Annotated in this window: 15 protein-coding genes; 4 read left to right on the top strand and 11 right to left on the bottom strand. The window is 54.9% G+C overall.

From position 1 onward, the window contains the following. A partial coding sequence (locus C8R31_RS00005; RefSeq protein ID WP_146164510.1) for a non-ribosomal peptide synthetase occupies positions 1 to 4,299 on the top strand: 4,299 nt, incomplete at its 5' end. Positions 4,300 to 4,420: 121 nt separating this feature from the next. On the opposite strand, the gene C8R31_RS00010 is transcribed toward C8R31_RS00005, so the two are convergent. From C8R31_RS00010 to C8R31_RS00025, 4 genes are all read right to left on the bottom strand, one after another. Further along, on the bottom strand, positions 4,421 to 5,380 hold the full coding sequence (locus C8R31_RS00010) for an alpha/beta hydrolase (RefSeq protein ID WP_107692058.1): 960 nt from the start codon (positions 5,378 to 5,380) through the stop codon (positions 4,421 to 4,423). Positions 5,381 to 5,413: 33 nt separating this feature from the next. After that, a complete protein-coding gene (locus tag C8R31_RS00015; RefSeq protein ID WP_107692059.1) occupies positions 5,414 to 7,684 on the bottom strand; it encodes a TonB-dependent siderophore receptor in 2,271 nt (756 codons plus the stop codon). A 77-nt stretch (positions 7,685 to 7,761) separates the two neighbouring features. Further along, positions 7,762 to 9,066, bottom strand: coding sequence for a lysine N(6)-hydroxylase/L-ornithine N(5)-oxygenase family protein (locus C8R31_RS00020; RefSeq protein WP_107692060.1), 1,305 nt, complete (start codon positions 9,064 to 9,066; stop codon positions 7,762 to 7,764). Positions 9,067 to 9,074: 8 nt separating this feature from the next. Continuing rightward, on the bottom strand, positions 9,075 to 10,199 hold the full coding sequence (locus tag C8R31_RS00025) for a GNAT family N-acetyltransferase (RefSeq protein WP_258192460.1): 1,125 nt from the start codon (positions 10,197 to 10,199) through the stop codon (positions 9,075 to 9,077). 221 nt (positions 10,200 to 10,420) lie between these two features. Here C8R31_RS00025 and C8R31_RS00030 point away from each other — a divergent pair, with 221 nt between their 5' ends. The 3 genes from C8R31_RS00030 (at position 10,421) to C8R31_RS00040 (ending at position 16,024) form a co-directional block, all read left to right on the top strand. Beyond that, positions 10,421 to 12,127, top strand: a complete 1,707-nt coding sequence (locus tag C8R31_RS00030) for a cyclic peptide export ABC transporter (protein WP_107692758.1) — start codon at positions 10,421 to 10,423, stop codon at positions 12,125 to 12,127. A gap of 15 nt (positions 12,128 to 12,142) precedes the next feature. Next, positions 12,143 to 13,393 (top strand): PepSY domain-containing protein, encoded by a 1,251-nt coding sequence (locus C8R31_RS00035; RefSeq protein WP_107692062.1) that lies wholly within the window; start codon positions 12,143 to 12,145, stop codon positions 13,391 to 13,393. Positions 13,394 to 14,929: 1,536 nt separating this feature from the next. Then, positions 14,930 to 16,024 (top strand): ADP-ribosylglycohydrolase family protein, encoded by a 1,095-nt coding sequence (locus C8R31_RS00040; RefSeq protein WP_107692063.1) that lies wholly within the window; start codon positions 14,930 to 14,932, stop codon positions 16,022 to 16,024. Between the two features lie 96 nt (positions 16,025 to 16,120). On the opposite strand, the gene C8R31_RS00045 is transcribed toward C8R31_RS00040, so the two are convergent. From C8R31_RS00045 to C8R31_RS00080, 7 genes are all read right to left on the bottom strand, one after another. Then, complete coding sequence (locus C8R31_RS00045; protein ID WP_107692064.1) at positions 16,121 to 16,462, bottom strand: DUF5335 domain-containing protein; 342 nt, start codon at positions 16,460 to 16,462, stop codon at positions 16,121 to 16,123. 792 nt (positions 16,463 to 17,254) lie between these two features. Next, positions 17,255 to 17,446, bottom strand: a complete 192-nt coding sequence (locus tag C8R31_RS00055; protein WP_107692066.1) for a hypothetical protein — start codon at positions 17,444 to 17,446, stop codon at positions 17,255 to 17,257. A 315-nt stretch (positions 17,447 to 17,761) separates the two neighbouring features. Further along, positions 17,762 to 18,157 carry a hypothetical protein gene (locus C8R31_RS00060; RefSeq protein WP_107692067.1) on the bottom strand — a complete coding sequence of 132 codons (396 nt, stop codon included), beginning with the start codon at positions 18,155 to 18,157 and terminating at the stop codon, positions 17,762 to 17,764. Positions 18,158 to 18,529: 372 nt separating this feature from the next. Further along, complete coding sequence (locus C8R31_RS00065) at positions 18,530 to 18,832, bottom strand: YchJ family protein (RefSeq protein ID WP_375136101.1); 303 nt, start codon at positions 18,830 to 18,832, stop codon at positions 18,530 to 18,532. A 172-nt stretch (positions 18,833 to 19,004) separates the two neighbouring features. Then, entirely contained in the window at positions 19,005 to 20,003 is a 999-nt protein-coding gene (locus C8R31_RS00070; protein WP_107692068.1) for a serine/threonine protein kinase, read from the bottom strand. Positions 20,004 to 20,224: 221 nt separating this feature from the next. Next, complete coding sequence (locus C8R31_RS00075; protein ID WP_107692069.1) at positions 20,225 to 21,319, bottom strand: DNA topoisomerase IB; 1,095 nt, start codon at positions 21,317 to 21,319, stop codon at positions 20,225 to 20,227. Between the two features lie 110 nt (positions 21,320 to 21,429). Next, the gene (locus C8R31_RS00080) at positions 21,430 to 21,954 is read right to left on the bottom strand and encodes a hypothetical protein (RefSeq protein ID WP_107692070.1); all 525 of its coding nucleotides are present in this window, start codon (positions 21,952 to 21,954) and stop codon (positions 21,430 to 21,432) included. Positions 21,955 to 22,010: the final 56 nt, after the last annotated feature.

Here is a 22,010-nt window from a genome sequence, read left to right on the forward strand (position 1 = left end):
CAAGTGCTGGGCATCGGGCAGGTGGGGCGAAACGCCAACTTCTTTGAACTGGGCGGCGATTCCATTCTCAGCCTTCAGATTGTGACTAAGGCGCGGCGGGCAGGCTGGAAGATAACGCCCCGTCAATTGTTCGAACGTCAAACTATCGCCGCACTGGCGGAGGTGGTGGAAATTGTGCGCGAGCCTGAGGTCAAGACCGAGAGGCACGGTCGCGGTTATTTGCGCGATTATCTCACCCCCGAGGCGGTTGCCACACTGAAGTTTGGCGACGACGCAATCGCGGATGTCTATCCAATGTCGCCGACGCAGGAAGGAATGTTATTTCATACGCTGGAGGCCCCAGGCACCGGCCTTTATGTGAACCAGTTCAGTGTTGAAGTAACCGGTCTTGTGCCTGTGCGCCTGGCGCATGCATGGCGGGCAATGGTGGCACGTCATCCTGTCCTGCGGACCGGTTTCCTGTGGCAGGGGGGATTGACACGTCCGCTGCAAGTAGTGTTCAGACAAATTGAAGTCCCCGTGGTACACCTTGATTGGCGGGACCTGGATCAGCAGCAATCCCGCATTTCCGCCTACCTCGAAGAAGATCTGAAACAGGAATTTGATTTTCTCGCGGCACCGCTTGTCCGGCTGAGCTTGGTGCGTTTGGACGAAGACCGCTATCAGCTGGTGTGGACGATGCACCATATATTGATGGACGGTTGGAGTGAGTCGATCCTGGTCAACGAATGGCTGCGTAGTTATGCTGGCGAAATGCTTGCAGCGCCAGGACCGGATTATGGGCACTACATCCGCTGGCTTGCCCAACAGGACCGCCAGGCGACCAAAGCGTTTTGGAAAGCTGAGCTTGGTGACGTCGACGGCGCCACCCTACTGTCGTCGCCCGTTTCCAACGTCGCCGTGGCAGAACAGCGTGCGGGCTATGCGCAGATTTATTCCCGCCTGGATCAAGAGGAAACCCGTCAGTTGCGGCTTTTTGCGCAGCAGCAGCGGGTAACGCTTAATACTTTTGTGCAGGCGGCTTGGGCGCTGCTTTTGCAACGGCACACGCGCAGGGATACGGTCGTATTTGGCGCGACCATAGCAGGACGGCCTCCTGGTGTGGAACGGGCGGATGAGATCGTCGGCCTGTTCATCAATACCATTCCCGTGCCTGTGAAGCAGCGGAGTGACCTGACGGTGGCAGAATATCTCAGCTCGCTGCAGGAAACCAATGCCAAGCTGCGCGAATACGAGCATGCATCTCTCGCGGACATTCAGCGCTGGGCGGGATCATCAGGCCGGCCGCTTTTCGACAGTATTGTCGTCTTTGAAAACTTTCCTATTGTCGAGACGCTGCGCAGCAACGAATTTTATGGACTTCGTTTCGGTGAAATGGAAGGCACGGGGCTCACCGGCTACGCCATGGATTTACAGGTCACTATCGGCGACAGGCTGGAAATCGAATATGCGTACGGCCGGAAGGATTTTACGGACGAATTCGTACTCGACCTCCGCAGGCAGATGGAATTCGTGATGCGGGAAATGATGGCAAATCCCCGCCTGCCGGTGGGGGAGTTGGGGTGGATGGATAGGAAAAATCTCGATGACCTGTTTTCGCTGGGGCGCCCTTCCTCAGTCGCGGCACAGCCGCGTCAATGCGTTCATTGCCTGATCGAGCGCAACGCGCGGATACAGCCCAACGCCATCGCGCTGCTGATGGGTGAACAGGAGCTTTCATATGCGGAGCTGAACCTTCGGGCAAATCGTCTTGCTCACTACCTCATCAGTATGGGCGTCGGGCTGGAAGCCCGCGTGGGCATTGCCATGGAGCGTTCGCTCGACCTGATAGTAGCGCTGCTTGCCGTGCTGAAAGCCGGAGCCGCCTATGTGCCGCTCGATCCGGAATATCCGGCTGACCGGCTTTCCTTCATGGCGGAAGACAGCGTACTGGCGCTCGTTATTACCCAACGGAAGTTGCTGCCCAAGCTTGCCGGTATTACCAGGGCGGCGCGAACGTTGGTGCTGGATTCGGTCGATCTCTCGGTTGAGCCTGGTTCGAACCCCGATGTTCCGCTCCATGAACATAGTCTTGCCTACATAATCTACACGTCGGGCTCCACAGGACTTCCGAAAGGAGTAGCGGTAACGCACGGTCCCCTCGCGATGCACTGCCGGGCTACCGCCGACATTTACGGGATGAATACCCAGTCATGCGAGCTGCTTTTCATGTCATTCTCATTTGACGGCGCACATGAGCGCTGGCTGACAGCGCTCACTGTCGGCGCCGGGTTGGCGGTTCGAGACCAGGAACTCTGGACGGCCGAACGGACGTACAAAGCTCTTCATAGCTACGGCATTACCAACGCTGCGTTCCCGCCTGCCTATCTTGGTCAAGTAGCGGAATGGGCGGCGCCACTCAGTGATCCGCCCCCCGTAGAACTTTACGTATTCGGCGGCGAAGCCATGCCCAAGGCCTCGTACGACCTGATCCGCCGCACGCTGCGGCCACGTATCCTCATCAATGGTTACGGGCCAACCGAGACTGTGGTGACGCCCCTGATATGGAAGACCGATGCAACAAACAGTTTCGATTGTACCTATGCCCCCATAGGACGACCGGTGGGTGAGCGCACCGCGTATGTGCTCGACACTAACATGCAGCCGGTTCCCAAGGGCGTCGTCGGTGAGCTGTACATCGGGGGATACGGATTGGCGCGGGGCTACCTTGGCCGGGCCGGCCTCACGGCGGAGCGTTTTGTGGCGGACCCCTTCGATGCCAACGGCGGCCGGCTCTACCGCACGGGCGACCTTGTGAGGTGGATGAATGACGGCAATATCGAGTATATCGGTCGCGTCGACCATCAGGTTAAAATTCGAGGTTTTCGTATAGAACTGGGTGAAATCGAGGCATCCGTACGTGCACTGCCGGAAATAGCTGACGCAGCAGTCGTGGTTTACGACGCTGTCGCAGGCCCGCAACTGGCGGCTTATGTGGTGTGTCATCCGCGAAAAGGGAGCATTGCGCCTGATGGGCTGGCGGCCCGCCTCAAACGGGAACTTGGCATGAAGCTTCCGGAATACATGCTGCCCACGCATGTCATGGAGCTTGAGATTTTGCCCCGCCTGCCAAGCGGCAAGCTGGACCGTGCCGCCTTGCCGGAGCCGGGTGCTCCCGAGGTGGACACCTTCCGATCGCCATCCACCCATGAAGCAAAATTGCTGGCAGACATCTGGCAAGAGGTGCTCGGCATAGAACGAGTAGGCGAAACTGATAATTTCTTTGCCCTTGGGGGAGATTCCCTATCTAGCCTGAAAGTAATGGCGCGTGCGCGTAATTTGCGGGAAGCCAATTTCGACTTCAAGCTCCGTGACCTGATGCAGCGACCAACTATTGCAGGTTTGCTTGGACTGGAGTTTCAGGCGTCCGAGGGACCGCAGGCACTGATCGCACTCAACCAGTCTTGTGAAGAACGGAACCCCCCGTTGTTCTGTATTCACGCTGGACTAGGCACGGTGTTCGATTACCAGCCCTTGGCCCGGCAACTGGAGGGCAAGCGGGCGGTGTATGGTTTGCCCTGCCGTATGCTTTCAGATCCGGCGCACTGCGATACCTCCCTTGATCAAATGGCTGCCGATTACTGCGCGATGATCCGAGATCTGCAGCAGGAAGGGCCATACTACCTGCTGGGCTGGTCGCTCGGAGGGACGTTGGCAGCCATGGTTGCTGCCTTACTGGAGGCCGATGGGCACGCCATCGCCTTCCTCGGCTTGATCGATCCCTTCGTTCCCGGCACCGAGCCGCCAGAGCCCGATAACTGGCGGCGGGACTTTGCCGATTTTGTTTCCGTGGTCATACCCGGTGTGCAACCTCCAGACGTGACTCAAAGCGAAGTTCATCATGCAGAACCGGGAGAATCGAAACAGGAAATTGCAGGCCTGCTGGAAGGGCTTATATCAACAGAGCGAATGAGGGTAAAAAAGGAAGGAGCGGGCGACGCCGAGAGCGGCAGTTATGCAGATTTGGGAGCAGAAGAACTTGCACAGATTTTTCTTGTGGCAAGGCGCCTGAAGGCACTGGCGCTGAAAACGCCCTTGCTGGGTAGTCTCAAGAACCAGGGAAATTGCTGGTGGGCGGTAGCGCGCCCTACCGAGGACAGATTGGCGCTATCTTTACAACTGAAGCAGGCGCCGCGGTCCGCCGATGTGGAGGCAGATCATTTTTGCATCGTGCGCACAAGGTCCCTACTTCTGGAAATCGAGGCTGTTCTCTCAACTAAATTACTGCCGCCTGCAGAGACTGTGACAAGTGTGCGGTAGCCCCCGCCAACTCATCCATTGTGGGACGCGTTTAAGCTTGGGCGCGTCCGTCGTTAGGGGTACAGTTCGTGTCTCGGCAAAGGCGCGGCGGCGCTCGCGGTGGAGAAGGCTGAATGTACCGTTAGCTCGACTGAAAGGCGCTGGCGAGCATGCTCGCGATGTCTCTACGTACCTGCGCCCCTTCCGCGACAATATTGCCGAGGCGGGCGAAGTCATGGGTCATCCCGGGATAAACCCGGAGCTGAGTGGTGACGCCCGCCGCTTTCAGCTTATCAGCATATTTCATGCCTTCATCCACCAGCGGATCATATTCCGCCAAGGCAATGAATGCAGGGGCGACCCCAGTTAGATCGGGCGCTTCGAGGGGGGCGAAACGCCAGTCTTTCCGGTCGGCTTCGTTCGCCAGGTAATTGCTGAACATCCATTGCAGCGTCGGAGCTTCCAGAAGATAGCCCCCCGCTAGACGTCGATGCGATTCCGTATCCTGCGAGGCGCTGGTGCAAGGGTAAAGCAGCACCTGCAGTTTCGGCTGCGGCCCGCCTGAATCACGGAGGGTGATCGTAATGACTGTTGCCAGCGTTCCACCTGCGCTGTCCCCTCCCACAGCGATATTTTGCGTATCGATTCCCGACGCAGGTCCGTTTGCGAGAAGCCATTGGTAGGCATCCTGGGCGTCATGGACGGCAGTCGGGAATGGATGCTCGGGCGCCAACCGGTAAGCTACACTTAGAACGCAGCAGGGGGTTAAAGCGGCCAGCGTCCTGCAGAGGGAGTCATGCGAGTCAAGGCTTCCAACGCAATAGCCGCCCCCGTGAAAGTACAGCAGCGCGGGTAACAGTCGCCCGGGTGAAGGTACAGCCGGCACATAAAGCCGAGCATCAATCTCCTTGCCATCCCGAGAGCGGATGCAGATTGAACTGACGCTTGCGACTTCCATCCCCTCAGAATCCAGGGCAAGTGTGGAAGCGTCATATTGCAGGCGAGCGTCGGAGACCGGCATCTCATGCAACGGCCGGGCACCGTTGCCGATGCCAGCATCGACCAACTCAAGAAATGCGGCGAGATCCGGGTCGAGCGGCATCGTGTATATCTCCGATAGAACGTTAGTGAGGAGTTAAAAATTAAGTTTCAACGTCCCGATAACCGAGCGTTCCGTGCCACGGAAGAAATTTCCTCCGGAGCTTGCGGAATAGTATTTTTCGTTGAATATGTTGTTAGCATTGAGGAAAAAGCGCCAGGGGCCGTGATCGTAGCGGACAACTGCGTCAAATAGGGTGAAGGACGGTGTGATACTCGTGTTTTCCTCGTCGTTGAACACTCTGCCCACGTAGCGCGTGCCGCCGCCGATGCCGAAGCCCTTCAACCAGCTTATATTCAGCGCAGCCAGATTGTAATCAAGCCAGCCAGATGTAGTCAGATTGGGTACGCGAACGGGCATGTTGCCGACCACGTCATTGACACTCTCGGTGACCTTGACGTCGTTATAGGTAAAAGCGCCAATAAAATTGAGGCCCCTGAATACCTCCGTCCTTGCTTCCACTTCCGCGCCCCGAGAGCGGACTTCGCCCGTTAATGTTAGCAACCCGCCTGCGCGAAGATCAGGGGTCAGAACATTTGTTTTAGTCAGATCAAACAGTGCTGCCGTGAACAGGCTTCTGCTGCCGGGAGGCTGATACTTGACCCCTACTTCATATTGAGATGCGCGGGTCGGGTCGAATGGCCTGTTTTCAAAAAAATTAACCCCGGATTGAGGCAGAAACGACTGCGAATAGCTCACATAAGGCGCAATTCCATTGGAGAAAAGATAGGTCAGGCCAGCCCTTCCGGTATATGCCGAATCCGTGCTCTTCAAATATGGTGGAGTGAAAACATTAATGTCATTAACGGTTGAAACCCTGTCGTGACGGCCGCTCAGGGTTAAAACCCAGTTCTGATATTTGAGCTGGTCCTGTACGTAGAACCCTACCTGATCGATTTTCTGCGTTCCATCTATGGCAAGAATATCCGGGGTGGGTATGGGTTGAAAATATACGGGGTTTAATACATCGATGCTTGGGGTGATTCCCGAGCTCGCCATGTATCTCAGAGAGGCGTTTGTGCGCGTCCAGTCGATTCCGACCAGCACGGTATGATTTACCGGGCCTGTGTTTACTCGGGCTTGCACGTGCGTATCCAGCGCCGTCTGGTCCAGCCTTTCGTTGGTCGAAAATGCTGAACGGTTCAAGGTGTGGTTATCCGCGTTAAACCCGGCCGGGTTAAGGTCACTGAAACGGCCGTCCTGCCGCATGAAACGGAAGTTCTGACGTGCAGTGAAGATCTCGTTGAAATGATGTTCAATTTTATAGCTGACCGAAGCCTGATCGGTGGCATACCTGGTAAAGGCGGGGTCGCCCAGTAGCGTATTGGTCGGCCTTCCGTCCGACGTTGCAACGTAAAATGCGCCCGCCCCACTGCGGTTGTTCAGGATATCGCCAAACAGAGTGATGGAAGTCCTGTCGCTGGGGCGCCACGTAAGCGATGGCGCGATGTAAAAGCGCCTGATTTCCGCGCGATCGCCGTTGGTGTTCGGAAACCTTACTTGCGTATCCGTATCAAGCGCGGTGGTGACAAGCCGGAACATCAACGTTCCATCCGCGTTTGCCAGGCCAAAATCCGCGGCAATCCGCTTGCGGTCGAAATTGCCATACTGGATCTCGACTTCGCGGATGGGCGTGGCGGTAGGAAGTTTGGTGATGCGGTTTACGATGCCCCCAGCGTCCCCGCGGCCGAACATGACAGAGGTGGGACCCCGCAACACGTCCACCCGCTCAAGCGCATAGGGGTCGGTTAGAAAGGCGCCGAAATAAAGCCCTGTCCCCTGTTGACTCAAGTTATCGCGGAAATTGCCTGTAGTCTGGACATTAAAGCCGCGCATACCGATATACTCGAAACCGGTTCCATTAAAACCGAACTGGTCGACCACAACCCCGGGTACATAGCGCAATGCCTCGGTGAAATTGAGGTGCACGCCGCGCATGTCGAGCTCCCTTCGATTGATGATAGAGATCGACTGGGGTATCTCTGTAAGCGGCGTATCCGTCTTTGTCCCGCTGACGGTGCGACTGGTGACATAACCTGCGGTTTGCGCCTTATCCTTGATCACTACCGCTGGCAGAACTGCCGGGCTATCTGCCGCCGCAGATTTCTGCTTGTCGTCCTGCCCATCAACCATACCCGGCACAGCTATTTTTTCTTTCTTATCCGGTTTGGCGGATCCTGGGTCCGCCTGTTGAGCATAAGCGTATCCGTTTACGGATATAGTCAGGAATAGATACTGCAGTGCAGCTGATAGTGCCACTTTTTTTGATTGTTTCAGCCACTTGTTGGTTTTTATGTAGGCTTTCATGGTTATAGTTGGTGGTAGTTAAGGTAGTTAAAAAACTTGTGGATGCCGTCCGCTGCGTTATCAGATTTAAAAAAACTTCAACGACTTGCAACCGCTCGTATCGGGTTATCCGTTTGCTTGCCTGTTTGCTGGTCTACTGCGCCCAGCAGTGCCTGACCTATCTCATAGGTGCGGACAGCGGTTACCGAAAGTAACGTATCGCTCAGGCCGTGGCTCGATTCGCACGCGCCCTGGAGGAAGATGGCTGGTCTGAAGTTGTCCGTGCTCTGCAAGCGGTATTGACGGTCCACGGTGAAGCCGTCCATATAAGGCGAAAGCTGTCCCAGTAGCGACTTATGATGATCCCGGCTATACCCGGTTGCTAGCACGACCGCATCGTAGGTGGCTAGATGCTCGCTACCATCGTTCAGGTTCCGCAGGAGCAGCCGGATGCCATCCGGCAACGCGTGAGCAGCGGCGACTTCATGACGACGGAGGAACCTATGGCGTGCGTTCCCGGCAACTCTCTGCTGATAGAAAACATTGAAGATCTGCTCGATCAGGACGAGGTCGGGCGCGGCATAGTTGGTGTGCCAGAATTCATCAAGCAGTGCAGCCCGGTCCTGATCCGGGTGGCTAAAAACGAAGTCGGTGAAATCCGGATTGAAAATTTCGTTGACGAATGGACTGTCGTCTGAAGGCTTGATCGCGCGGGCGCGCATGATGAGGTCGACGTGTGGCGCGTTGGGCCTGCCGTGCAGATCCATGAAAATCTCGGATGCACTTTGACCGGCGCCTATGACCGCTATCCTTTCGGCGGATGCGTGCTGTGCGATCTCTCGGAGATAGCTATTGGAATGAAATACCCGAACGTCGTCTTTTAGCGGTGTAAAACATGGTGGGATGCTCGGCACGCCTCCTACGCTGACGATGAGGTTGCGTGCCAAGCGCTCATGGATGGTGTTGTCGGCATCGCGCGAACGAATACGCAGCAGCGCGATTTCGTCATTACGCTTCTCGGGCAGCACTTCCAAAACTTCTTCACCGTATGCGCAGCGGTGGTTGAAATGCGCCGCTGCCCACCCCAAGTAGTCGTTGAACTCGTGACGACTCGGAAAAAACGTTTTCAGATTAATGAAGTCCTGTAGCCTTTGCTTCTGATGGAGGTAATTGATAAACGTGAAATGGCTCGACGGGTTGCGCATGGTCGCCAGATCCTTAAGGAAGGATATCTGCATATGCGTGTTGTCCAGCATCATGTTGGCATGCCAGGCGAAACTCGGCTGTTTTTCGATAAAGAAGGAGTCAACGTTGTAGCCCTCCTGTCTTTTTTCCTCCAAAGTGATGGCAAGGGCGATATTGGAGGGCCCGAAGCCGATACCGATCAGATCGTAAATATGCATGGATATCCTCAGGATAGAGATAGGGAATAGGGAGATGTCGTCGTCTCCCGCGGTACCCACAGCCGGTCCGCGAAAAAGCGTTCCCGTAACAACATGCCCAGCATCGCCCGTTTGTGAGGGAAATCGAACTCCTTGACATGCGCATAGCCGCATTTACCAAGATTACGAACCATCTTGTAGTTATCCGCGCGAGGCTCGATGACAATACGTTGAGTCCTGCAATCGTCTAGAAACAGATAATGCGAGATCGAGGGCAACCATGCAGTAACGAAAGGCTTGCCACGGAAGCGAGGTTCTCCAATGAGTACATGCCAGCCGCGGTCGAAGTCATCCACGTCGTAAAACGGGGCGATGCGGTCCTCCTTTGCCCAGTAGACCTCGAAGTAACCAAAAGCCTCATCATCCAGGCTTGCGATGAGCGCTGTCACATGGGCATCTGCCTCGATGTTCTGCAAATAGGCGCGATGTCTTCCGAGATCGCCTTCTTCGCGCCATGATGCCGCGACGACTGGGTCATTCATCCAGCGGCTGAATGATTCAAGGTCACGGTCAAGGTCCACCGTACTGAAAGACAGCGTTCGCTCAAGCCAGGGGATATAGCGCCGGTAGACCGAACCCATAGGCTTTAGGGGCCGTAGCGGATGCCTCCGACCGTGACAAAACGTGTAGGTAAGCGGGAATACCCCTGGTTGCGATTGAACGAGCCACGGACGAGGCTGCTGCCAGAAAAGCTCGGCTTTAACGCTCATTTGCCCGTTTTCGTCTCTGAGCAAAAAGCCCGAACAAATTAGTTCGTTGACAGCGATGACATGAGCTTTCACGTTGAGCGTCCCGCAATCGGGATAACTAAGGAAACAAGCTTCAATTGCCGCCAGTAGTTCTGCGTTCGCAACTCCGCGAGGTTTAGACGCTATCCTTTCCAGGTTCAGTTGATCTGCCTGTCGATACAAATGCCACTGCGATTTTTCCGCCCCGTCCGCCTTTTGCAAAAGCAAGGTGTCGCCATCAACTGTTGCTGTATAGGCGATCCCATCAGGGCGGCTAATAACTGTCGTGACACGAGCCAATAATTGTTGACCCTGCTCGTGCAGCTTGCCCATTCGTCGAACTCCGTAATCATGGTTGAGGCGCATGCCCTTATCCCGTATAAAGACGAATGAGAAACGTTATTTTTTAGTAATCAATCTCATTAACAAATTGTTCTGAAACCGTCGTTTCCCAGCCGATCCCCGTGTTTCCGCCATTTCGTACAAAAACGGCGTGACGTTCCAATCGTGAGATGTGGATATTTGCACTGCCCATTCGTCTTTTCCATATCCATTCATATCCATTCTCATTCTTATTGCGGGGCATCGTGCTTAAGTATCTCATCAGTCGATCAAAGGTCTTATTAGGTGGCGCTTCGTTAGTGACCGTGGTTCATGGCGCGTGCAGTGTATTTCTGGTGGCGCAGATCAGCTCCGCGCTTACCGCAGCAGAGTCGGAGCGTGGACAAATGGCGCTGATTTTCGGGGTTACTGCGCTCGGCGTAATGCTGACTTACGTGGTTGCCGCCATTCTCTTCGAGCGCCTGGGGCAGCGCGCCCATGCGGAGTTGCGAGGCTTGGTCGCGAGACGTGTGCTTGCGGCTGATTACCGGCACCTGGAATCAATTGGCGCGGCACGCATACAATCTGCGCTCGCCGAGCACTGCTCGCGCGTTGCAGAATTTTTCGAAAGCTTTCCGGTAATCCTGATGAACGCGGTCATCGTCGCCGGATGTCTTATATATATGGCTTTATTGTCCTGGCAGGTATTTCTGCTTGCAGTTGTCGTTGTTGGGTTGGGCTCCGTCGGTTATCACTTTGCGCATTTGCGTGCGATACGCCATCTCAGTGTCGCCGCGGAGGAGCAGGACCGACTATTTGCCTATTTTCGTTCCCTTACCGATGGGGCCAAGGAGCTTCGTCTGAATCGCGAAAAACAGACGGCGTTTTATGATGACGTACTGGCCAAATCGATCGAAACGGTGCGCCGCGAAAGAACCTTCGGGATGTCGGTCTTCGTCGCCTCGGGCGGCTGGGCCCAATTTTTGCTGTATGCGTTTATCGGGTTGGTATTATTCGCACTGGTGGGGAATGTTCCTGACAGGGCGCTCATCATGACCGGCTATGCGCTTGTGTTTGTGTATATGGTCGGGCCGCTGGAGGCACTCCTGCTGAACATTCCGCGAGCCAATCTAGCGCAGGTATCGGCCGCGCGGATCGATGAAATAATACGCGAGATGTCCAGTTCAGAGACGCGAGCGGAGGGTTCTTCTCCGCCCGCATTGCACTCTATTTCGCTGAAGGGGGTAATGCACCGTTATTATCACGAACAGAGCGACGACTTATTCACCCTGGGGCCCATAGACCTGGAGTTTCGGCCCGGGGAGATTACTTTTTTGGTAGGAGGCAATGGTAGCGGCAAGACTACTTTGGCGAAATTGCTGGTGGGCCTCTATCCGCCGGAAGAGGGAAAAATAGTTTTTAACGGCACAACAGTAGACGATATGAATCGCGACCACTATAGGCAGCTGTTTTCTACCATTTTTTCCGACTTTCACCTTTTTGATCGCCTGCTCGAGACAAGTAGCGCCCGTCTGGACAGCGAAGGCAATCGCCTCCTCGAAAAATTGCATTTGCACAACAAGGTTAAAGTGCAGAATGGAGCTTTCACTACCCTCGCGTTATCGCAAGGGCAGCGCAAGCGCCTAGCCCTGGTGGTAGCGTACCTGGAGGACCGCCCATTTTTTATGTTCGACGAATGGGCCGCGGACCAGGATCCGCTATTCAAGGAAGTGTTTTACCGGGAGATCCTTCCCGAACTACGAGCCATGGGCAAGGCCGTGCTAGTAATATCGCATGATGACCGGTACTTTCACCTTGCAGATCAACTTGTACGCATGGAGAGCGGGTGTCTGACTTTCAATAGCCGGGAACGGGTAAAGGACAGTACGGCCAGTGCGCCAAGGAAGGAAAGCAAACCGGCGAAAGACAGCCCGACGGTGCCAGCACCGATTGTATTCAACAGTGCAGTTTGAGGTCTAGAATGAATTATGGCATCTGAAATCTCTGACGTTACCGGAGGATTAGAAAGCCGGAGGACCAGCAAGCAGCGAATCGGGCGCAGCTTGCTGGCCCTGGTGCACCGCTGGGTTGGGCTTTTTCTCGCTGTTTTTCTGTTCATATCAGGGCTTACAGGCGCGATAATCTCTTGGGACCACGAGTTGGACGAGTGGCTCAACCCGCAGTTGTTCGAAGCACAGGGCGAGGGCGTACCTGTTTCCCCGTTGATTCTTGCCGAACAACTGGAAGCAGCCGATCCGCGGCTGCTAATAACCTGGGTTCCCCTAGCGGGGGAATCCGGGCATAACATTGGATTGGGCGTGAGTGCGCGTATCGATCCAGCTACAGGCAAAGCTTTCGAGCTGGATTTCAACCAGGTGACGCTTGATCCTGTGAACGGCGAGGTACGGGGGAAGCGGATGTGGGGGGAGATTTCGCTAAGCCGCGAGAATCTGCTGCCCTTCCTGTATAAGTTGCATTACAGCATGCATATCGCCGATGGGTTCGGGATAGAGCTTGGAATCTGGTTCATGGGCATCCTGGCCATTGTATGGGCACTTGACTGCTTTGTCGCTTTATCAATTTCGTTTCCAAGCGCGAGTGCGTGGTCCAAATCCTTCAGTTTTCGCTGGCATCAAGGGGCCGCCAAGCTCAATTTCGACTTGCATCGCTCCGGTGGCGTTTGGGTATGGGGGATTTTGCTGATTCTTGCGATTACGGCCGTATCGATGAATCTCAATCAGCAGGTGATGCGCCCGCTTGTGTCCCTGTTTTCACCACTAACTCCCAGTCCCTTCACCCGACCTCCCAATCCCCCTGAGCAGCCGATTGAACCTGTGGTGAACCGGCGCGCCATTCTCCAACTCGCCACCGAGGAAGCCAGACAGCTGGGTTGGAGCACGCCGCCCGGGGGCATATTCTATGTGCCAGAGATTGGCGTTTATGGTGTCACTTTTTTTGAGCCAGGGCACGAGCACGGGGACGGGGGGCTCGGTAATGCATCGTTGTATTTCGAGGGGAAAAATGCCGCTTCGGCTGGAGCCAGAATACCAGGGTCTGGAACCATGGGTGACATTTTTATGCAGGCACAATTTCCGTTGCATTCCGGGCGGATCCTCGGTCTTCCGGGCCGCATCATGGTCTCAATGATGGGGCTCCTCGTCGCGATGCTCTCCATTACAGGAGTGATTATCTGGCAAAAAAAACGGTGGGCGCGCAGACGAATGACTGCGCGAAATTAGAGGCGGTGATAACGGTACTGAACGGCAAGGTTCCGACGGCTGAAATTTCATAAACACAATATTGCTGTGCCGGTGTGATTCCTGCGTGATCAAGCAGAGAAAATTACACAATTCACGAGAATCAAAGAGAACTAATATCTACGTTTTAACAGCAAACTATTGAAAAAACAAAATGTTGGGAAAAATATAGAAGCCATCAGATAATCGCATTTGAATACTGTTAATCCACAGGCCGGATGGGAATGATTTAACGCCTCTCGGCGCAGTAGACGAAAATTACTGCGGCCTGATTTTCCCAATCGAGTCGAGAATCCCCCTTGCACTCTGTCCGTTGAAGTTGATGACGCCGAGTACTGGAGAGTCAACGAGAGCAAGTAGTGCAGCTAGCCCCGATAGTCAAAGCGGTGATGACCGGCAAGCGTCGCACCGACATAGGCGAGCATGGGCCAGATGCGAGGGGCTGATCAAGCCGCAGCTGCCGCTATAGCATGTCGGAAGTTATTTGACGGATGTCATTTGACCACTACAGATCTAGTCCAAGCTAAAAGCCCGCGGCCCATCTTCTTTCTCCATCTTTCTTCACCGCGCCACGAATTCAATCAAGGCCAGCCCTGCAGAAAGAGCGCAGAGATCTCCGGTTCCGGGATGATGCGATGGCGATGACCTGGCCTGCGTTATTAATAGAGGTGACTTCCGATAGAGCAACCCCAGGGGAAGATCAACCAGCGAATTGAGGCCCATCACGCCTGCGCCATTGGAGCCGGTGATGAAAGCATGGGGGGCGCCTCCAGCCGTGGGAAAACCAACCCATCACCTGCCCGGCGTCGTTGATGCCAGAACCGTCGCTGTCAATGCCGCCCAAAGTGCCAAGCTTAGTTTCTGTCTCGCTGTTAGCCTACCGCAAGGGGTTCAATGTTCTTGGTGACGTACTTTCACTATTCCAGCAGCCGCGGTGATCGCCATCGTCAGGGGAGAGGGAGCAATTCTTGGACAACAACATTGCGCTCGGCCCGTCAAAAAACCACTTCAGGGAGTCGGCGCTCCAGCATCGAAATCGATCGGAAGTTACTCTCCCGATGGTAGTTAAAGGAGCGTGTGTTAGCGTGATGCTGATGCACGCATATTCCGCGTGCAAGAAATGCAAGTTTGGAAGAGGGTGTCGGTGCATTACAACTTGAGCGACCTGAGCGATAGGATAGGTGGCCCGCTAAGTGTCGAATGGCCTGGAACATCTGCCTTGACAGCAGCAACCCTTTACGCGAATCTATCGCCAACGCCTGTGGGGCGGATGTGCTTCCGTGCGTGGGAAACCACGTCTTGTCGGTCTTTTTGATGCTGGCGGCACTGCTTCCATCGTGCCAAAGGCATGACTTCGACGCTGGCTAACCCCTTCGTTCCAGCGGACCGCCTTGACCGCTGCTGAACGCAAGCGTTTGAGGTCAAGCAAGTTGTCTTCCGGCGAAGCTTATGGAATTAACCGCTCGTACCAGGTTACCGTCGGGAGATAATGAGGTTAATCGAGAGGAGGATCAGAATATGTCCGACCCCGCCATACAGGATCGAGCCGCCGGCGCCATCATGGGCGCAATAATCGGGGATGCCTTAGGACTCGGCCCCCATTGGTACTACGACCTGTCGGCGCTCCGCCGCGACTACGGTGACTGGATCACGACCTACACCGATCCAAAACCCGGGCGCTACCATAGCAACCTCAAGGCGGGCCAGCTCTCCCAAACGGGCATCCTTCTCCGGCTCATGCTGCGCTCGCTGATCGAGCGCGACGGTTATGACGAAGCGGATTTCTGCCGGCGCATGGATGAGGAAATACTTCCATTGCTCAACGGCTTGCCCGTGAACGGACCGGGCGGGTACACCCAGCAGTCGATCCGGGATGCCTGGCGCAAGCGGGTGCAGCAGAACCTGCCATGGGGGCAAACGGGAGGCCAGGCGGACACTACCGAAGCAATAGGGCGCACGCTGGCCCTGGCGGTTCGTTACGCCCTCCAGCCGGAGGAACTCGCCAGCACCATCTCCAGCAATACCCGGCTCACCCAGATCGACGATACCGTGGTTACCCTGACTGTCGCGTACGGGGCAGTGTTGGGCCTGCTCGTGCAGGGGCACAAGCTCAACAGGAGCCTTTCCGGCAAGCTCATGCGATTGGCAAGGGCGGGAAAATTGCCTTTCCATTCGATGGCGCATACCGACCTGGAGCCGCCAAAGGAGGATCGCCCGCCGGAAAGCGGGCATTTCGTCTCTCCGGACGCCCTGCTCACGCCCTCGTATGTGGCCGCGGCCGCGCTGGACCCGGATATCCGGATCGAGCCCGCATGGAAAGTCTCCATCGTTTATGGCATGACCTGTGCCATTTATCACCAGCTGCCGGCAGCCTACTATCTCACTGCCCGCTTTCCGAACGATTTTGAGTCGGCTGTGCTCCACGCTGTAAATAGCGGCGGCGAAAACCAGGCTCGGGCCACTTTGACGGGCGCGCTGGTCGGAGCCCAAGTCGGACTATCGGGAATACCCCCGCGCTTCCTCGATGGTCTGGAAGAAGGCGAAACGCTCCAGCGCTTTGCGATGGAATTGGCCTCGAAAGTCGGCGCTTTAACCGCCGGTAGGGACAGTTGAAAAACCCGCACGAAACTTGGGAACGGCGAACCCAGGGAAAACGGATTACCGGTATACAGGCATTCCAGGTTAGCGGGATGCCGAGCCGATTCCTTTTTACGGTGCGGGTGGCGGCAGTCTGAGGGGGTCCTTCAGGAGCAAAATATGATGTTCTCCCGAAGCATCTTCGACGTCAATGCTGTGGAGGGTCTCGACATCCTGTTCCACGTATATTTGCTGCGGATGCTGGATGTTGTGCTCAATTCCCTCAAGCATCACCGCCAGAACGTCGCTCTTTGGATCATAGGTCAGACCAATCAGCGGTACCCACTCGACCTCAACCTGGTCGCCCAGTCCCAGGCTGGCGACTTCCAACTCCACCAGCTTCGTGCCCAACATCTTCGAGAGGCGCTCGAAATAGTCTTTCCAACGGGATTTAGCGAGTTGTGTAAGTGCCATGCCTGAACTCCTTTTGAATAATGCGAAGGAACCCACCTCATCCTCATATCGCCCAGCTTACTGCGAGCGGGGCGTAGATGATGCTAGCGCATGCGATCGAAGCGGGGGTTACGAATTTTCTAGCGTTTTTTTAATATAGACCAAGCGTGGCGGGAGCGCACGGTGCGATACGGTTATTTGTCGGAACAGAGCGGTATAGAAAGATTTACGCATGCCGCATGCCTTGAATCTGCGCAGGCTTCTGTTCGAGAACTCATCGCTTAAAAAACCGCAGGGGTTTAAATGTAATGAATGATAAAGGACGCTATCATCTGGTTTTACGCTAGGGACAAGCGGAGGGAGAGCGCACTTCTGGCCTCGCTGTTAAATATTCCTTTTAGCATGAGTTCCGTTACTTCCGAAACAGAGTGGCGCCGGGGACGAGCATGGAAGACATTTCAAGCTGAATCTCAATGTGGGGCGATTAAGTCCTCTACAAACTGCCTGCATATAAATGCGGCTGTGCTAGCATATATCGATATGCCGACGATTCCTGCCCTGCAATCTTCTTTCATTCACCGGAATGCCGGAGTTGAATGTGCGATAGCCCAAAAAATGGATTTGGATTATTAAAGTAACCCCTTCGCAATCGTTCAGGGGCTTATTACCGGTCGCCGGCCAATAACTCGACCGTTTTGGAAACCAAGAGCCGCGATTGCTTTTTGCCGCCGATTAGCCGGGTGAATTGAGCGCGCTGGTTCTTTTTTTGAAGTCAGTGCCTCGTAGCCCGCTCATTGATCAAAAATTCCTGGCCTAGCCGGATCGTTCAACATCGCGGTGCTGGCCTACCTTTGGCCCTATCTTCTCGCTGTGCTTCCAACCTTCGCAGTCTACTGCTTCGGCGCGAACCTGCGCCCTCTGGTTCATTTCCTCGATTTTTTTTGTGGCCTCAAGTTCAGCGGCAATTACGAGACACCCCATTACTGCGAGCATTAAGTTTCTCATGTCATATTCTCCTGACGCTTCGGCATCGTTAAAGTTCAGGACATGAATTACGAATGGAAAGAATAACATACTGGCCGTGAAGGAATTATGGGGGGTAGGTGATCAATTTGTGAATGTTAAAAGTATTGGAAGTTCAGAAAGTTTGCCCGGAACTAATTGCCATTTCTCACTTTATCGTTCGGTGGCTTTGGTCGTCCCCTAGAGTCACACCCTTCGAAGACAGCTTCACAAACACAGTAAGCCGGTATACGCAAAATGAAAGGAAGACGCAGCTTCCCGAATCGACAGGTTAAGTATAGAAAACCAGCATGGTCTTTACCGGGAATTGATACGGGCTAATGTCGAGTTCGCAATACCCACCGAAAGCCTGCCAAACGAGAACCCGGAGATAGCGTCGAGGGAAATGCGACAAAAAACGCCGGTATTGCTGGGAATAGGATTCTGCCCGGGGGTATAGTACCGCGCGTCTTTCAAGTGAATAAAATTCCTTTTTATAGGTTCAGCCTGATTATTTTCTTGCCGCGCAGCTTCGCTCTTGATCTGCTCAATCATTCCAGCCATGGTAACAATGGCGTTATGTGTAAAATATTTTTTTGCGCTGACGACCGAGCCGGAAATCAGGAAACCCCCGGCCACAAGCGTTACATCGGTCTCGACAGGGACGTCGGCCTCAGCAAGATTGATAACAACTAGAAGTAAAGTGTCGTTCATGTGTTTCCTTAATCCCGTGTGTTATTGTCCAAGCGGGCTCGGGCAGGGCAATAAAACCTCCGTCAGTAGCCGCTTTTTGCTTTGCGTGTGTCAGCAAAGTTTCCTTCGGACACGACGTCATTTTTCTTTTTTTTCGTGAAACAAACAATTGGACTGAAGTACATCCTTGTTAGCTTCAGTTCATCCGGACACTGGAACGCGCCTAAGCATTGTCCTGCGCGAATCAACGACAATTCCGGTAAGAGGGGGAAGAGGGGGAAGAGGCCGAAACGTACCGCGCTTTATGTATTTAAGCCAGCAGATGCTGAGCAAAGCTAGTGGTTGTACGGACCGAATAGCGATTACTCCGCGCCAGAGCTAGGAGACAAGCATTTAGCCCCTTGCAGTTGGGTCATGGATAATATCGCCACCGACATAAAACCATCGCCCGGTCTCATGTACGAAGCGGCTGATTTCGTGCAGGCGATGGGCGCGGCCACCAATCTTGTAACGTGCTACGAACTCCACCAACGCGTTACTCGGTCCTCGCTGTTCATGGCGCTTCACTTCCAGTCCCAGCCATTTGTTGTGTAGCTCACTTACTACGTCGCGCGAGGCTGGACGTGTGCTGGGATGCCATGTTTCCAGCAGATAGCCTTCGCGGCCGAGGGTGTATGCAGCATATCGCGAGCGCATCAATGCTTCCGCGGTGGGAGCAGTTTCGCCCGCGTCAAGGTAGCGACCCGCAACAGTCTGTGAAGCTTTTATCGCCAGCACCGCATGGGCAAGGGGGAAAAGGAGGGCAGGGAGGCCGAGGCATTGTTCTTGAATTCACTGGTTCCAAAAGATTATGTTGGATGTTTTTGAATTATGCCTGCCATAGCGGCGGCTCATCCATCAACGCAATCTGCTCGCGCAATTCGAGGATACGATCCTGCCAATAGCGCTGGGTATTGAACCATGGGAATGCCTTCTGGAACGCGGGATCATCCCAGCGCGCCGCGAGCCACGCGGCGTAGTGGATAAGGCGCAGGGTGCGTAGTGCCTCGATCAGATGCAATTCGCGTTCGTCGAAATCGGCAAAATCTTCGTACCCGGTGAGGATATCGGTTAACTGCCGCGCCATGTCGGCGCGTTCGCCCGACAATAGCATCCACAAGTCCTGTATTGCCGGACCCATGCGGCTATCGTCAAAATCAACAAAGTGGGGCCCTTGCTCTGTCCACAGCACGTTGCCCGGGTGGCAGTCGCCATGCAGGCGTAGCGCTCGCACGTCACCGGCACGTTCAAAGCAGTGTTGAACGCCGTCCAGGGCCTGATTTGCCGCGCTGCGGTAGGCCGCCTCAAGATCGGCGGGAATAAATCCGTGCCCCAGCAGGTAGTCCCGCGGTTGTGCGCCGAAAGTGGCGCTATTAAGAGTAGGGCGTTCGCTAAACGGCCTCAACGAGCCGAGTGCGTGTATGCGCCCGAGGAAACGTCCGATTCGTTCAAGTGTGTTGCGATCTTCCAGTTCCGGCGCGCGCCCGCCGTGTTTTAGAAAAATAGCGAAGCGATAGCCGTCGAAACGGTGCAGCGTCAGCCCGTTCGGCGCCAACGCGCACACCACCGGAATTTCGTGTTCGGCCAGTTCCTGTACAAACGCGTGTTCTTCGAGTATCGCCGCATCGGTCCAGCGCCCCGGACGATAGAATTTCGCTACCAGCGGCGGGCCTTCATCCATGCCCACTTCATAGACACGATTCTCGTAGCTGTTAAGTGCCAGCAACCTGCCATCGCTGCGGAAGCCCACGCTTTCCAGTGCGTTCAGCACGCAATCGGGGTTAAGGGCGGAAAAATTCGTTGGATTTGAATGACTGGTCTGTATCATCTCGGAGCATGAGGACCCGCGGTTCCCGGGTTAGTTTCATACTACCAGTTTTATCCTTCCGGCGTTGTGCCAGTCCAAAAGAAGCACATACTATGACTTCTATCGGGCGTATTACCGAGTAGACATGCGAGTGCGGTGTCCTGGTTAATACTGCGATTTAGTAACGCCCCGCCGTGCGCATTAGGATCCTTTTTATCTGCCCCCGTAAGGCCCAAAAGAAGCTAGCGCACGAGTATACCGTTGGACGTTTGTTCCTGATGAAGGAAACGAAGCACGACGCATTCCAGCTCTTCCTGCATCCCCTCTGCGACGTCTCGCATGCACCTATGAAGAACTCCATTTTGCCAGGCAAGAAACACTGCTGGATTAATGTAGGATTTACGGCAGACCGCCGGGGTATTGCGTAACTCTTCAGCAACTTTTCTCGTCGCAGACAGGATACAGGCATTAAGCGCCCTCTTGCTTGAGGATTCAGGCAATGGCGTGTCCAGCATTAGTTCAAATGCTCTTAGCGTCGCACCCCACGTGCGGAAATCCTTGGCGGTAAACTCGGCATCCATGGTTTCATGCAGGTAGGCGTTCACCTGCTCCGCTCCGATGGGGTGACGTTTACCACTGCCATCCAGGTATTGGAAAAGATGCTGACCGCGCAACTGCTGGCAGTCACGGATGATGTTGACGATGCGCCGATCATCTATCCGGACCTCATGCTCGACACCGCTCTTGCCACGGAATCTCAGCAGTACGTGCCGCCCATTGATGAAGGCCAGATGACGCTTACGCAGCGTGGTCAGCCCAAAACTATTGTTATCGCGGGCATAAGAGAGGTTGCCGATACGGACGCGTGTGCTGTCCAGCAAGCTTACAATGGCGGCAACGACCTTTTTTCGCGGCAAACCTCGTTGCCTCAGGTCCTTCTGCAGGCACTGGCGAAGCCGTGGTAGCGCTTCGCCGAACTCCGCCATTCGACCGAATTTGATATCGTCTCGCGCTTCGCGCCACTCAGGATGATAACGGTACTGCTTACGCTTTCGCGCGTCCAGTCCGGTTGCCTGTAAATGGCCTTGAGGGTCAAGGCAAATCCACACATCGGTATAAGCCGGAGGGATCGCCAACCGAGCAATGCGTTCAAGTTCGGTCTTATCTTTAATTGTTGTTTTATTGGGGTCGATATACCGAAAGCCGCGACCGCAACGTATTCTACGAATCCCAGCATCGCTGTCCGATACATAGATCAGTCCCGCAGCCTCGGCCTGGGCCGCCAGCGCCTCTACCCTGAGCGCGCCCGATTCTGTTCCCTCAGGCCACAAACTCACGGATTATTCCGCTCCATTATTCTCGGCTTGATTGCTTTAGCACCGGATGGACCCCCTAACAAATCGCATGAAAAGGTATGACGAGTAAACCGAGGCTACGGACATAGCGGTCAATGTACCAGTCGCGGGGGGGTTGCAGGATCGAAATCTATCCAGTCCCCATTTTCCCATTTGCCCTGCGCCCGTTCGATGTCCGCGGCGCCGTAACCCCTCAGGCGTTCAATTATCTGTTTTGAATTATCGGTATTCACAACGCGTATCGCAAGCATCATGCCGGCAGACCTCGGACGTGGACCCTTGTTGGTCGCCTCGCCCTGGTCCGGCAGTCCGCCCGCTGTGCCTGCCAGGGAGCCGGTATAGGCGCCCACCGCAGCCGCTACCGCGCCAACGGCCGGGCCGCCAGCCAGCGTCCCAATCGTCCCTGCGACAACGCTTCCGGACGCTGCTCCGGTTGTTGCGCCTTTTGCAGCGCCCTGATCGCCAGTGCTATTGGCATCCCTGGCAGAATCGTGGGCGCCGGGCTGATTGTTAAAAAAAATGCAGATATCGTTCTTGTCCACCAAATCAGCCAGCGACGCGGCAGCTGCCTTTGCCTCGTCGTCCGTTTGAAACCGTGCTGCGATGATGTTATCCATAAAAACCTCCTTATTACGTGGTTATTGACCGTGTTAAGGACCGGTGTCACTTGGCG

Origin of the sequence: Nitrosospira sp. Nsp2, from assembly GCF_003050965.1 — a bacterium.
GTDB lineage: Bacteria > Pseudomonadota > Gammaproteobacteria > Burkholderiales > Nitrosomonadaceae > Nitrosospira.

Excerpts from the sequence above, each read along its gene's own strand:
- C8R31_RS00010 (WP_107692058.1), bottom strand. The coding sequence starts at position 5,380 with ATGCCGCTCGACCCGGATCTCGCCGCATTTCTTGAGTTGGTCGATGCT.
- C8R31_RS00015 (WP_107692059.1), bottom strand. The coding sequence starts at position 7,684 with ATGAAAGCCTACATAAAAACCAACAAGTGGCTGAAACAATCAAAAAAA.
- C8R31_RS00020 (WP_107692060.1), bottom strand. The coding sequence starts at position 9,066 with ATGCATATTTACGATCTGATCGGTATCGGCTTCGGGCCCTCCAATATC.
- C8R31_RS00070 (WP_107692068.1), bottom strand. The coding sequence starts at position 20,003 with ATGATACAGACCAGTCATTCAAATCCAACGAATTTTTCCGCCCTTAAC.
- C8R31_RS00055 (WP_107692066.1), bottom strand. The coding sequence starts at position 17,446 with ATGAGAAACTTAATGCTCGCAGTAATGGGGTGTCTCGTAATTGCCGCT.
- C8R31_RS00060 (WP_107692067.1), bottom strand. The coding sequence starts at position 18,157 with ATGAACGACACTTTACTTCTAGTTGTTATCAATCTTGCTGAGGCCGAC.
- C8R31_RS00025 (WP_258192460.1), bottom strand. The coding sequence starts at position 10,199 with ATGCGCCTCAACCATGATTACGGAGTTCGACGAATGGGCAAGCTGCAC.
- C8R31_RS00045 (WP_107692064.1), bottom strand. The coding sequence starts at position 16,462 with ATGGCACTTACACAACTCGCTAAATCCCGTTGGAAAGACTATTTCGAG.
- C8R31_RS00065 (WP_375136101.1), bottom strand. The coding sequence starts at position 18,832 with ATGCGCTCGCGATATGCTGCATACACCCTCGGCCGCGAAGGCTATCTG.
- C8R31_RS00080 (WP_107692070.1), bottom strand. The coding sequence starts at position 21,954 with ATGGATAACATCATCGCAGCACGGTTTCAAACGGACGACGAGGCAAAG.
- C8R31_RS00040 (WP_107692063.1), top strand. The coding sequence starts at position 14,930 with ATGTCCGACCCCGCCATACAGGATCGAGCCGCCGGCGCCATCATGGGC.
- C8R31_RS00035 (WP_107692062.1), top strand. The coding sequence starts at position 12,143 with ATGGCATCTGAAATCTCTGACGTTACCGGAGGATTAGAAAGCCGGAGG.